A 12,762-nucleotide genomic window follows, 5' to 3' on the forward strand; every position below is an offset into this window, starting at 1 on the left:
ACATGCGAGCTCGGAACGCTGCGCCGCGGACGCCGCAACGACTTTCAATCCGAGTGCCGAACTGAACGTAAAGCCTCGAAGCCGAACCGTTCCATATCCTTGAAAGTGGAACGCCTCCTACGGCGGAGTTTAGAATTTCGACACGCTGTGGAAATTCGTTCCAAAAGTTAGGTTCGAAAAGGTCTTTCGTTTCTCTCGTACAAAAACGACTTCCGGTACGGCCGCTGTGGATATTAACTAAACTCGCGTCTCGACTGCCAAGCAAGACCTCGACCGGCAGCTCGACGCGCTCGGCGCCGTCGGGATCCCCGCCGATCAGGTCTACGTCGACAAGAAATCAGGCTCGACGACAAACCGACCGGGGCTAACGGCGGCTCTCAAAGTCGCTCGATACGGCGATGTAATCGTGGTGCACACCCTGGACCGTCTCGGCCAAACTGTTCGAGACACGCTAAACATGATCCACGACCTGCGCAAACGTGGCGTCGGGGAACGAAACCTAGCCGATCCGATTCGGGTCGACTCCGCCAATCCGGATGATTCGATGTCGCAGCTAGCCGTAGTCATGCTCGCCTTATTCGAACAGATGGAGCGCATCTATTCGCTCGAACGTGCCGCCCATGCCCGTGCAGTTGCGATGAGCAAGGGCCGGCGCATCGGGCGCCCCAGCGTCGTGGATCCCACAAAACTCGCCTACGCTGATCACCTGCGCAACGCGGGGCACACAATCCCCGACATTGTTTCTAAGACCGGCATCACGAAATCGAGCCTGTACCGCATTCTGCCTCCACGACGGGCTGACCCTGCTCCAGGTGCAGACGAGTAGAACGCAAGATCGACGAACCTGATGCAAAAGATTTGCCCATGATCCCGAATGAAATAGCTGACGCCTTCAGCAAAATCGACGTTCCCGTGCTCGTCGCTCTCATCACGACTCTCGTCGTAGAGTACTTTGCTACGCCCGATTGGAGGCCAAAAAATCACGGCTCATCCGTGATCGCCAGCAGATCGATGAGGTCATCTTCGCATTTCAGAAGGCAGCGATGCTCGCTCCGGCATTGCTTCCCGACGAATACATAACTCATCACCCAAACACGAGCGCGGTGAAACGACGCCAAATTGAAAGGCTCGCGCCAGCGGTCGACGCGCTTTTCGACGCGACAGCGCGGTTGCCCTCGCAGTTCATAGCCAGACATTCCTGGCAGGTGGGAGCGGCGAGCTTCTTCGTGGCCTACTTTGCTGGCTTAGTTTGGTCAGAGCTGGAGTCTGAACGGCCGAACGGCGATCATCTCCGCGCAGCTGGCAGTGACATCAGCGAGTTCGACGCGAGTTCGCGGCACACGCGAGTTTTCACGACAGGCCAGGAGCCGTGGATCAAATGGGCCTTCTCGAGGCGCTTCATACGGGTTGATTACAAAGAGCAAGCGGAGGCCGTAATTGCCAAACACGGCCTCGAACTACCCAAGGAGCGCTCACGCCGGGCGGAGGGGTGACGAATCCTTTAATGAGCAGGGTCTGAGACCCTTGCGTGTCAGTGCCAAGAAGATCGAGCTTGAACCCTATCTGGCAGGGTTTCTGTGGAGTTTGGAGATAAATGGCGGCGCCCTGTGAAGCTCGATGTCGCATTATCGGGCTTCGAGTCGTCTTACATCTCATGTGTTTCGACACACCGAGGCTACGAGACACCCCACACATGAATCTGACTGCATTTGGCGAATTGGGCGGTGCCTAGTGTCTCAAGGGTTGCCGGACGCAATCTCACCGCTGCCCTCATCACCTTGGTGAGCAGCAATGCTGCCGCGTCATGACCGCATCACCAGCCCTAACGGCGTGTGATTTCCGACCCCTGTTGTTGCTACCGCTCCGGGTCACCCCATGGGTAGGCTCGGCTCATGACCTCTGGAGCGGTAGTCAACACGTCGTCGCTCGGCAATGCCGTGCGGTTCGTCGACGTGCCCACCTCGCTGCCAATGAAGATCGGGATCTGGGGCCTTGCAATCATCGCGATCGGGTTCATCGCCGTGGTCCTCAGCGACCTGTTGGTTGGCGCAGATGGCCAGTTCGCCGATCGAATGTCGTTCCAACAAACAGGCCGGATCGGGCTGGTGGGGCTTGGAGTGCTTGTCGCCCTGATTTTCTTGGGCACCGCCGTATTCCAGCGCGCCAAGTTGCGAGCGGCAAAGGCGGTTCGACCCGACGCCTTTGTCTTCATGACGCAGCGCACCCCGGCACTCATCGACGCCCTGAAGACGATTGGGACCGACCGACCGCGACTGCGCCAGCACTTCGTGGTCACGCTCGGACCGAAAGGAATCGAGCTTTGGGGTCGCGGACGAACCGATGTCCCTCAAATGGCCCTGCCCTGGAACGACATTGATTACGCCCATCCCGGCCGACACATGGTCGAAATAGGAAATATCAGCGTCGCGGTTCTGGCCCTCCGCATTTTTCAGACTGTCGATGGGCGCCGGCTAGATCTACCGTTTCCGATTTTCGGTCCGCAAGGCATCAATCGCGCAGGAACTCATGATGCCAACAAGGTGCTCGATGCCTGCTCCCGCTATACGAGCATCGCCTGACCGACCGCAGCGACCTGAATCAGTCGCGGTTCCCGACAACAAATTCGGTAAACGAAAACATCAGCCAGTGCCCCGCTAGACGTTCCTTCGTGACACCCAACCTGGCAGGCCGAAATCGTTGAGTTTTCGACCCGAAGCCGCGGCGTTTCTGGTCTGCTGGAGGCTAAGCGCTCGGGTTTGCCGATGCGTACCATCGGCAGGCTCCTAGAACGCGTCGGGTGCGACCGTCTTCGCGCCGACTTGCAGGGCCAGCGCCTCGAGTACGTGCGCGGGGGTCGTGGCGGCCTGGAGGGCGTCGCGGAAGGTGGGCTTTATCAGGGCGCGGGATAGCTGGGCGAGTACCTTCAGGTGCTCGGTTCCGGCCTCCGCCTCCGGGACGGCGATCATGAAGATCAGCGTGGCCTTGGAGCCGTCGGCTGAGTTCCAGTCGATGCCTTGCGTGCTGCGGGCGAAGGCGAGTACCGGGGCGGTTACACCGTCCGACTTTGCGTGGGGGATCGCGATGCCGTCGCCGATGCCCGTCGTGCCGTGCTTCTCGCGGGCGAGGGCGGCCTGGGTCACCAGGGTCTCGTCGGTGACGCGGCCGGTCTTGCTCATCAGGCCGGCGAGGGTGCTGATCATCGCATCCCGGTCGGTCTCTTCGACGTCGAGCACGATCGTGCGTTCGTCGATATAGTCGAGCACCGTCTTCTTCGCCGGGGGCATAGGCGACGATTCGGACTCGGACGCGACCGAGCCGACCGTGCCGGCATCCGCGTCCGATGGGCCCGTGAACGCGGGGACAGGACCGGAAGCCCCGGCGGCGGTGCCCGTGGCCGCACCCGTCGCTGCAGCGTGGCGGGTCGACTTGCGCGCGGAAATGCCGAGCAGCAGCACCGAAACGAGGGCGGTGACGACGGCGCCGGTGAGCAAGGCCGCGAAGTACATCGGCACCCCGGAGACCGCACCGAAGACGGCGACGATTGGGCCACCGTGCGGTACGGAGTTGGTGACCCCGAACAGGGCGGCAATGCCTCCGGCCATGGCGCCACCGATCATGTTCGCCGGGATGACCTGCAGCGGCTTGGCCGCGGCGAGCGGAATCGCGCCCTCGGTGATGCCGAAGAATCCCAGGAACAGTGCGGCGATGCCGGCTTCACGCTCTGGTTTGGAAAAGTAGCGGCCGCGGATCAGGGTGGCCAAGCCCATCCCGAGCGGCGGGACGGCGATCGCGGCGGCGACCATGCCCATCGGGGCTGAGTTCCCCTCCGCGATCAATGCTCCACCAAAGAGGAATGCGGTCTTGTTGATCGGGCCGCCCATGTCGAAGGCGACCATGGCGCCGAGAATCAGGCCAAGCACGATCGCGCTGCCACCCTGCAGGCCGGTGAGGAACGTGGTCATGCTGGAGAAGACCCAGCTGATCGGCTGGCCGAGGGCGAGCACGAAGGCGCCGCCGACGATCACGGTGGTGAGCACGGGGATCACGAGGATCGGCATGATCGGCTTGATAAAGCGGTGTACGGGAATTTTCTTGATGCCGAGGGCGACGAAGCCGACCAGGAAACCGGTGATGATGCCGCCAATAAAGCCGGCGCCTGATTCGGAATTGTAGAAGGCCCCGGTCGTGGCGATCCAGCCACAGATCATGCCCGGTGCGAGCCCGGGCCGGTCGGCGATGGCGTAGGCGATGAAGCCAGAGAGGATCGGCACCATCAGGGTGAAACCGAGTCCGCCGATCTGGTTGAGCGTCAGCCAGAAACTGCCCTCCGGGATGACGAGCCCATTCGGGGTCGCCTCGCCGCCGAAGGAGAGCGAGATGGCGATCAGGAGCCCGCCGACCACAACGAACGGGATCATGTACGACACGCCGTTCATCAGTGCGCGGTACAGGGTGCTTCCGAAGTCGGCCTTGCCGCTGCCCGAGGGCGTGGCGTCCCGGCTGGAACTGTCGCCGACGGTGGACGGCTCGGCGGCGAGGGCGTCCCGAATCAGGGCGGCGGGGCGGTGAATGCCGTCGGCGACCCCGACGGAGACGATCCGCTTGCCCACGAAGCGCGAGGCGTCGATCTTGGTGTCGGCCGCGATCACGATTGCGTCCGAACGGTCGATGTCGTCCTGGCTGAAGGTGCCTTCGACGCCGACCGAGCCGTGCGTCTCGACCTTCATCTCGTAGCCCAACTCAGCCGCTGCGCTCTCGAGCTTCTCGGCCGCCATGTAGGTGTGCGCTATGCCCGTGGGGCAGGCGGTGATCCCGAGAATCAAGAGTCTCGGTGGCACCGTGCTCGCTTCGAAGAGAGGTTGGGACATGGCTAAGCCGTCCTTCCGGGGCGAGGCCGACCGGAACTTCCGCGGACACCACAGCCCAAGTTCATAAATTTAGCTAAGTTTATCACTGCCCCGAAAGTGGGTGCGTGCCCTAGCCCTTTGACCTGATGGAGCCCCTGAGGGCGAGTGCGTCCGTCGCAATCCGGGCCATCGACACGACGTCACGCATCCATTGGCCCTGACCCCGCTGGCAGGCTTCACGCCGGGAGCCAGGGTGGAGTAGTCAGGCAATTATCGATCGCGTGCGGGCGTCTCCAACTCGGCCGGTTCCGGCGTTACCCGCAGGCCGCCTGGTGTGTTTGACAGACGCACCAATTCCTCGACCCAAGCACGGTTTAGGAGTGGTTCCCTATTGCCGAAAAAGTCGAATTGAAGCGGAATCGTTGGGTGGATCCAAATGGTGCTGTGACCGTGTCCTGATGCCGCCGAGTATTCCCACGAAAACGTGAAACTTTCCCCTCGGCGTACCTTGGACAAAATGACGATCTTGAGGTGAGCGAGCACCCGGTCGTCGAAATCGACGGTGATCGACGGAGTCCCGTAGATAAATTTACCCATGAATGCTCCCAAGTCCGTTGTCGATTTCGTTAGCGACAAGGTTAAAGTCCTTGGCCGTCTGACCAGCGTCGCCTGTGGTTTCGACGGTGCCGGTAATACCGATCATCGGCATTTCAGGTAACGGGAAACGCGTCGCCTCATCTTCCTCCGTCATCCCTTCGACGTCGACATCGACGACGTCGAATTGACTGGTTGGGCTGAGAGTTAGCGTGTGCACGGATGTCTCGTCGTTCTCGTCGAGCACGGTGACATCCACAGCCACACTATTGTCGCTATCGGCCACTGAGGTGACGTAGTCGAGAAGCGCTGATGTGATGCTGTTGCTCGTGACAATGGAGCCGCCGATATATGTTATGCGCTTCATGCGGTGATGTTAGCTGATTGTTGTGCCCCGCGCACGCCGATGGTCCACCGGCGCAGGCCAGCGGGAGAAGGCTGGCCTCGCGAAAGGCTGCCCCGACGCCGGCGGGCCCTGGCGATTCCCGCGAGTGAAGGTTGAAGCCGTGCGGCGCTCCAGTCCATCCACAGGGCCGCTACTGACTGACGCGGTGGGCGAGTCACGCCAAGCTGTTTCGACTTTCGAGGTTTGCTAGTTGTCATCACTGACAAGCGATGGACAACAAGATCAGGATTATGACATGTAGATCAGGAACCTAAAGGGTGTCAGGCGCCCGGCACCATATCGGCGAAGCGGGAGTAGTGGCCGTGGAACGCGACCGTGACGGTGCGCGTGGGGCCGTTACGGTGCTTGGCGACGATCAGGTCCGCCTCGCCGGCGCGCGGATTGTCCTTCTCGTACGCGCTCTCGCGGTGCAGCAGGATGACCATGTCGGCGTCCTGCTCGAGCGAACCGGACTCGCGCAGGTCTGAGATGGCCGGCATCTTGTCCGCGCGCTGTTCGGGACCACGGTTGAGCTGGGAGAGGGCAATAACGGGAACCTGTAGCTCCTTGGCCATCAACTTGAGCGCGCGGGAGAACTCACTGACCTCCTGCTGGCGCGACTCGACTTTCTTGCCCGACGTCATCAGCTGCAGGTAGTCGATGATGACCATCTTGAGGCCGACCCGTTGCTTCAGCCGGCGGCACTTGGCCCGGATCTCGACCAGGGTCATGTTGGGGCTGTCGTCGATGTAGAGCGGGGCGTCGTTGATGCGACCGCGGGTGGCGGCAATGGTGGTCCAGTCGCGCGCGTCGACGGCGCCCTTGCGCATGCTCTGCAAGGGCACGGATGCTTCGGCCGCGAGCAGACGCATCGCGATTTCGCTGCGGCCCATTTCCAGGGAGAAGAAAATGCTGGGCATGTCGTGCTTGATGGAGGCTGCCCGGGCGAAGTCGAGGGCGAGCGTGGACTTACCCAGCGCCGGACGCGCCGCCACGATGATCAGCTGGCCGGGATGGAAGCCGTTGGTGAGCTCGTCCATATCGGCGAAGCCGGTGGGAACACCGGTCATCTGACCGTCTTTGAGCTTGGCAGCCTCGATCTCCTCGATCGCGGCTGTGACCGCGTCGGTCAGCGGCACATAGTCTTCGGTTTCGCTGCCACCCGTGACGGCATAGACCTCGGCCTGGGCGGTATTGACCAGATCCAGCACCTCGCCCTCACCGGAGTAACCCATCTGGGCGATGCGGGTGCCGACCTCGACGAGGCGCCGGAGGAGAGCGCGTTCGGCGACGATCGAAGAGTAGAAACCGGCGTTGGCCGCGGTCGGCACGAGGCTCGTGAGCGTGTGCAGGTAGTCCGCGCCACCGGCCCGGGACAGCTCGCCTAGCTTGGTGAGCTCGTCGGTGACGGCGATAACGTCGGTCGGCTCGCCCTGCGCGTAGAGCGACAGAATCGCGTCGAAGATGATCTCGTGCTTGGGGATGTAAAAGTCTGCGGCGCGCACGGTCTCGACGACGTCGGCGACGGCATCCTTGCTCAGCATCATGCCGCCGAGCGCGCTCTGCTCGGCCAGGAGGTCGTGCGGGAGCGTGCGCTCGGTGTGCCGGGCTTCCAGTCCGCCGCGTGAGTCTGCCCCGCGCTTGTCCGCCAGACCCAAGTGAGAGATCGACACTCGTGCCTCCTTTACTCGTGGTGCAGTTCTATCAGGGCCCACCGACATCGCTGCCGGGCACTGTGCACACCTCGATTGCGGCCGCGTGCCCACCATACGGACCCGGCTCGGCAGAGAACAAACCGCCCTGTGGATAAGCCTGTGGAGAATCTGGGCGAAACGCCGCGTGTCTTGTGCACAAGCTGTGGAATCAACTGTGGACAACTTAAGTTTTTTATCGCATAAATGCAGTTTGATCAGGTATTAATTCTATTCACAATGTGGTGTAGAAAACCTATCTAAAGTACGTATTGAATCTTGTCGAGGTGTGGGAAAACCTGTGTACAGCGCCTCATGTTCTGGGACTAAAATCACCCCCGATTGGGTGTGTGACATCGCTTAAACAGGTGTGGCGGTGGGTTCCTTTCGGAACCCACCGCCACACGGGTGTAAAGCTGTAGAGCTTACTTGGCAGCTACCACCAGCAGTGTGATGGTCGCACTCAGTTCGTCACGAAGACGAACCGTTGCCTGGTGTTCACCCGTCATCTTGATCGGGCTGAGCTCGATTTTGCGCCTGTCGAGGGCACCGAGACCCGCTGCGGCAACTGCATCCGCAACATCCGTGGTCTTGACGGAGCCGAAAAGGCGTCCGCCTTCGCCGGCCTTGACGACCAGCTTGACCTTGGCGTTCTCGAGTGCAGCCTTGAGAGCCTGCGCCTCTTCGAGGGTGGCGTGCTCGCGGGCTACGCGAGCGGCCTTGATCTGCTGAATCTGCTTCTCGCCACCGCGAGTCCAGGAAACAGCAAATCCCTGCGGATAGAGGTAGTTGCGGGCGTACCCGTTCTTGACCTCGACGATGTCACCGGGTGCACCGAGGCCGGAGACCTCGTGCGTCAGAATGATTTTTGACATGAGGTGTCCTACCTGCCTGAACCGGCGTAGGGCAGCAGCGCCATTTCGCGAGCGTTCTTGACGGCGCGGGCGATAAGACGCTGCTCCTGAACGGAAACACCGGTGATACGACGGGCGCGGATCTTTCCACGCTCGGAGATGAACTTGCGGAGGGTGGGGACATCTTTGTAATCGATGACACCAACCCGGATCGACTTCGCGGGAGCGGCATTCTTGCCACCCTTAGCACCGCGGAGCGGCTTGCGGCGGTCGCCGCTCGACTTTCCAGCCATGATTTCCTTACTTTCTCAAAGAAGTGTTTTTCAGCCAACAGCCTGTAAGGCTCGGCTTAGAAGGGTGTCTCGTCGCTGAAGTTTCCCGGAGTGTTCCAGACATCTCCACCGGTGTTCGCGGCGGGGGCGCTGGCAGCCCAGGGCTCGTCGTTCGAGGCAACGGCAGGTGAGCCACCGCCTCGAGGAGAAGACGATGACTGCGCGCGAGTGAGCTGAGCGGTGGCGTATTTCAGCGAAGGACCGATTTCATCGATCTCGAGCTCCATGCTCGTTCGCTTCTCGCCTTCCTTCGTCTCATACGAACGCTGCTTGAGACGCCCGGAAGCGATGACACGGGTACCCTTGGTCAGTGAACCAGCTACGTGCTCGGCGAATTCACGCCAAACGCTCGCGCGCAGGAAGAGCGACTCGCCATCTTTCCACTCACTGGTCGCGCGATCGAAATTGCGCGGAGTGGATGCGATGGTGAAGTTGGCAACCGCCAGCCCGTTCTGCGTGTACCGCAGCTCCGGGTCGCTGGTCAGGTTGCCCACCACGGTAATTACGGTCTCGCCGGCCACGGGCTACTTGTCGCTTGCCTTGTCGGCGGACGCGGCCGGCGCGGGAGCAACAGCTTCTGCCGTGGCAGGAGCGTCGACAACCGGGGCTTCGACCTTGGCCGGAGCAGCCTTGACCGCGGCGGCAGCAGCTGCCGATGCGGGCTTCACGGACGCGGCGACCTTGGCGGTCGGGGCGGCAGCAGCGGCTTCAGCCTTCGCAGCGATTACCTTCGGGTTGGCTGCCTTGCGGGCGGCCTTCTCGGCGGCGAGCTTGCTCGCGACGGCGACCTGGGCAATGCCTTCTTCTGCGCGAAGCACTTTGGTGCGCATGACGGCTTCCGACAGCTTCAGCTGGCGGTCGAGCTCGGCCGTGGCAGAAGCGTTGGCGGTGAAGTCGACAACGGCGTAGATGCCTTCGGACTTCTTGTTGATCTCGTAAGCGAGACGGCGGCGACCCCAAACGTCAACCTTGTCAATGGTTCCACCATCGTTGCGAACAACGTTGAGGAACTTGTCAAGGCTGGGAGCTACGGTGCGCTCATCGATCTCGGGATCGAGGATAACCATCAACTCGTACTGATGCATGACTAACCCACCTCCTTCGGACTAAACGGCTGCAGAATCTCTGCAGCAGGAGGGTTGTGCATGTGTTGTAAGCGGAGGCCGGGAATCCGGCGCACAGACAACCTGCCAAGGCTACCGGAAACGGCGGCCCTCCGCCACCGCCTCCGCGCGTTCACCCGTTTGGCGCCCTCGTCGCCGCCGAGTCCGTCAACGCTGTCGCGAGTATCGCCAACTGTGCCGACCATCGCCGTTCTATCGGAGATTCTGGGCACGAACGGCGACGGTCGCTTCACCTGTTGGGGCATTTCCCTGGTTCGGGACGCAGCCCGGCGGCGAGCAGGAGCCGTTTCAGGCTCTCCCGGCGCAGCGCTACGGCCCAGATCCAGCGCGCTATTCCGTGCCCCGTCCCGCGAAGCCGGTCCTCGCGAAGCTTTTCTGACCACACGGCTTCTTCACTGGTACGCCCATTCATGAAGGCGTCCCGCGTGTACTTGACTTTGCCGTCGAATTCGCCGAGGAGGCGAAGTGTGCGGTTCCCCTGTTTCTGAACCCACCGGAAGTCCGTGATGTCTTCCTGCCCGTCCTCGTGCACGAAGGACACCTGCAATTCGGGGGGCGGGAATCCGCACAGGTGAATCTGTCCTCGGCTGAGGGACTCGCCCACCGAACCGGATCGACTGTCGCAGAAGACAATGGCGATCCGAGCGGCTCGTGCCCCACGGGTTGGTCCGTCGGAGTCGAGTCGATCAAGCAGAATGTCGCGGTCGATCCCGAGCGCAGCCATGCCGTTCGGCAGGATGAATTTAGGTTTCGTTCCGTAATCGAGCGTGGCGACTGCCGACAGGAATCCTGCCGTTCGTGCAACATCGATCAGCGTACGCAGCAGACCCGTGACCAGCATCCCTTCGATCTCCACGACGTCTTCGTCGGGCAATCGGTCGTGATGCCAGGTGACCCCGTTCTTCGAATGCACGCCGGTTTTACCGGCAGCCATGAGGTGGACCTCGTCGGGCCATCTGCCGACGATGGGCAGTCCCCACAAAACAGCAGCCGATTCATAAGAGTAGACGGGCTGGGACTTTCTGGTGGCCTCCACGGCGCGCATACGCAAGAAGTACCGATCACGATCGCTGATGGTGTCCCAGCCGGTCGCGTCAACGGCAACGCCACGTCGTAGGCGAACGGCTTGACCGGATCCGACCAGCCGTTGAACAGGACGCCCATCGCCGCCGAGAAACCGAGCGTCACGACCGAGATACAAAGGCCGCCAGTCATGCGGGGAGTAGAGATTCATAGCGCCATGCTGGTGGTGCGGCCTACTGGCTCCGATCGCAAGGGCGGCTCCTGTGGCCAAGATCGGCGGCGGAGGTCCTGTGGAGGGATGGTGACACATCCGCTCGCGAAGTGCCACCGGGTCTCGACGCTCGCCGTTTGTGCCGAGAGTCGTCACCCGTGCGGCGACTCTCGGCACAAACGGCGAGCCTCGGCGAATAGACGGGCCCGGAAGGCGCCGGGAGGGCCTACTGTGCGCGCTCGGCCCACCAGGCGATAAGGCGGCGGGTGGCCTCGTCTTCGCCGAGCGGCCCATCATCCAGCCGCTGCTCGAGCAGGTACCGGTAGGCCTCGCCGACGTCACGGCCCGGACCCACCCCGAGGACGGCCATGATCTGCTCACCGTCGAGATCGGGGCGCACCGCCGCCATCTCTTCCTGTTCGTTCAGCTCCTCGATGCGCTGTTCCAGGTCGTCGTAGGCGAAGCCGAGCCGGTCCGCCTTGCGGCGGTTACGGGTGGTGACGTCCGCACGAGTCAAGATGTGCAGTCGTTCGAGCTGGTCCCCCGCGTCCCGCACGTAGCGCCGCACCGCGGAGTCCGTCCAGGCACCCTCGGTGTAGCCGAAAAAACGCAGGTGCAGTTCGATCAGGCGTGCCACGGCGGCGGTCGTGTCGTTGTCGAAACGGAGGGCTCGTAGCCGCTTCTTCGCCAGCTTCGCGCCGACCAGGTCGTGGTGGTGGAAACTGACCACGCCGCCCGGCTCGAGCTTGCGAGTCGCGGGCTTGCCGATGTCGTGCAGCAGCGCCGCCAGGCGCACGATCAGGTCGGGGCCGTCGAAGCTGCCGCGGGACTTCTCGTAGCCGATGGCCTGGTCCAGCACCGTCAGGGTGTGCTGGTAGACATCCTTGTGGTGGTGGTGCTCGTCGACTTCGAGGCGCAGGGCGGGGATCTCCGGCAGCACCCGGCTGCAGAGCCCGGAGTCCACCAGCAGCTCAAGCCCGGCATGCGGGTTGTCCGCACACAGCAGCTTCGAGAGCTCGTCGCCGATGCGTTCGGCCGAGATATTACGAATGCGGTCCGCCATCGCTTCCATCGCTTCCGCGGTGTCGGCGTGGAGGGCGAATCCGAGCTGGGCGGCGAACCGGGCCGCCCGCATCATGCGCAGCGGGTCGTCGCCGAACGAGATCTCCGGGGAAATCGGCGTGCGCAGAACGCCGGCCAGGAGGTCGTCGATGCCGTTCGCGGGGTCGACCAGAGTCAGCCCCGGAAGGCGCAGAGCCAGTGCGTTCACCGTGAAATCGCGGCGTAGCAGGTCATCCTCCAGGCGGTGGCCGAAAACCACCTCGGGCTTGCGCGTCTGGCCGTCGTAGCTCTCCGACCGGTAAGTCGTGATCTCCACCTTTTCGCCGGCGATTTGGGCGCCGATTGTTCCGAAGGCGCGGCCGATATCCCAGTGGGCATCCGAGATTGGCTTCACGAGGTGCAGGATTTGGTCCGGCGTGGCATCCGTCGTGAAATCGAGGTCGTTGAACGGCCGGTCGAGGAAGGCGTCGCGGACCGGTCCGCCGACGAGGGCCAGTTCGTGTCCAGCCGTCTGGAACGCGGTCGCCAATCGGGAAACGGTCGGGGTGGCAGCCAGGTCGCCCAGCCGCTTGAGGGCTGTCGCAACGCTTTGCATGACCCCATGTTAGTTGCTGGAGCTACGCCGGCTGCCCCGGTGCG

Annotated in this window: 12 protein-coding genes and 2 pseudogenes; 4 read left to right on the plus strand and 10 right to left on the minus strand. The window is 62.5% G+C overall.

The window, feature by feature from the left end; genetic code table 11:
* Nucleotides 1–256: 256 nt before the first annotated feature.
* The 4 genes and pseudogenes from E3T34_RS16730 to E3T34_RS08530 form a co-directional block, all read left to right on the plus strand.
* A pseudogene (locus E3T34_RS16730) lies at nucleotides 257–640 on the plus strand (recombinase family protein); the annotation flags it as partial.
* Nucleotides 638–826: a helix-turn-helix domain-containing protein gene (locus tag E3T34_RS16735; protein WP_255453082.1), complete on the plus strand. Its 189-nt coding sequence runs from the start codon at nucleotides 638–640 to the stop codon at nucleotides 824–826. The pseudogene E3T34_RS16730 and the gene E3T34_RS16735, both read left to right, overlap by 3 nt.
* A 139-nt stretch (nucleotides 827–965) precedes the next feature.
* The gene (locus tag E3T34_RS08525) at nucleotides 966–1,493 is read left to right on the plus strand and encodes a hypothetical protein (protein ID WP_134342724.1); all 528 of its coding nucleotides are present in this window, start codon (nucleotides 966–968) and stop codon (nucleotides 1,491–1,493) included.
* A 399-nt stretch (nucleotides 1,494–1,892) separates the two neighbouring features.
* Nucleotides 1,893–2,579 (plus strand): hypothetical protein, encoded by a 687-nt coding sequence (locus tag E3T34_RS08530; protein ID WP_134342725.1) that lies wholly within the window; start codon nucleotides 1,893–1,895, stop codon nucleotides 2,577–2,579.
* 204 nt (nucleotides 2,580–2,783) lie between these two features.
* On the opposite strand, the gene E3T34_RS08535 is transcribed toward E3T34_RS08530, so the two are convergent.
* The 10 genes and pseudogenes from E3T34_RS08535 to E3T34_RS08580 all read right to left on the minus strand — a co-directional run bounded on the left by E3T34_RS08535 (nucleotide 2,784) and on the right by E3T34_RS08580 (nucleotide 12,718).
* A complete protein-coding gene (locus E3T34_RS08535) occupies nucleotides 2,784–4,868 on the minus strand; it encodes a fructose-specific PTS transporter subunit EIIC (RefSeq protein ID WP_134342726.1) in 2,085 nt (694 codons plus the stop codon).
* 249 nt (nucleotides 4,869–5,117) lie between these two features.
* Nucleotides 5,118–5,444, minus strand: coding sequence for an ATP-dependent DNA ligase (locus E3T34_RS08540; RefSeq protein WP_104100666.1), 327 nt, complete (start codon nucleotides 5,442–5,444; stop codon nucleotides 5,118–5,120).
* Nucleotides 5,437–5,808, minus strand: coding sequence for a hypothetical protein (locus E3T34_RS08545; RefSeq protein WP_134342727.1), 372 nt, complete (start codon nucleotides 5,806–5,808; stop codon nucleotides 5,437–5,439). The genes E3T34_RS08540 and E3T34_RS08545 overlap by 8 nt, the downstream gene beginning before the upstream one ends.
* 299 nt (nucleotides 5,809–6,107) lie before the next feature.
* Nucleotides 6,108–7,499, minus strand: a complete 1,392-nt coding sequence (gene dnaB, locus E3T34_RS08550) for a replicative DNA helicase (protein ID WP_104100664.1) — start codon at nucleotides 7,497–7,499, stop codon at nucleotides 6,108–6,110.
* Nucleotides 7,500–7,942: 443 nt separating this feature from the next.
* Nucleotides 7,943–8,392 (minus strand): 50S ribosomal protein L9, encoded by a 450-nt coding sequence (gene rplI, locus E3T34_RS08555; RefSeq protein WP_104100663.1) that lies wholly within the window; start codon nucleotides 8,390–8,392, stop codon nucleotides 7,943–7,945.
* 8 nt (nucleotides 8,393–8,400) lie between these two features.
* Complete coding sequence (gene rpsR / locus E3T34_RS08560) at nucleotides 8,401–8,664, minus strand: 30S ribosomal protein S18 (RefSeq protein ID WP_035835236.1); 264 nt, start codon at nucleotides 8,662–8,664, stop codon at nucleotides 8,401–8,403.
* Between the two features lie 56 nt (nucleotides 8,665–8,720).
* Entirely contained in the window at nucleotides 8,721–9,224 is a 504-nt protein-coding gene (locus tag E3T34_RS08565; protein ID WP_104100662.1) for a single-stranded DNA-binding protein, read from the minus strand.
* Between the two features lie 195 nt (nucleotides 9,225–9,419).
* Nucleotides 9,420–9,788 (minus strand): annotated as a pseudogene (gene rpsF / locus E3T34_RS08570) (30S ribosomal protein S6); the annotation flags it as partial.
* Between the two features lie 268 nt (nucleotides 9,789–10,056).
* Nucleotides 10,057–11,061 carry a hypothetical protein gene (locus tag E3T34_RS08575; protein ID WP_134342728.1) on the minus strand — a complete coding sequence of 335 codons (1,005 nt, stop codon included), beginning with the start codon at nucleotides 11,059–11,061 and terminating at the stop codon, nucleotides 10,057–10,059.
* A 226-nt stretch (nucleotides 11,062–11,287) separates the two neighbouring features.
* On the minus strand, nucleotides 11,288–12,718 hold the full coding sequence (locus E3T34_RS08580; RefSeq protein ID WP_104100659.1) for a CCA tRNA nucleotidyltransferase: 1,431 nt from the start codon (nucleotides 12,716–12,718) through the stop codon (nucleotides 11,288–11,290).
* Nucleotides 12,719–12,762: the final 44 nt, after the last annotated feature.

The sequence above is a fragment of the Cryobacterium sp. TMT1-62 genome (genome assembly GCF_004403145.1).
Lineage (GTDB): Bacteria > Actinomycetota > Actinomycetes > Actinomycetales > Microbacteriaceae > Cryobacterium > Cryobacterium sandaracinum.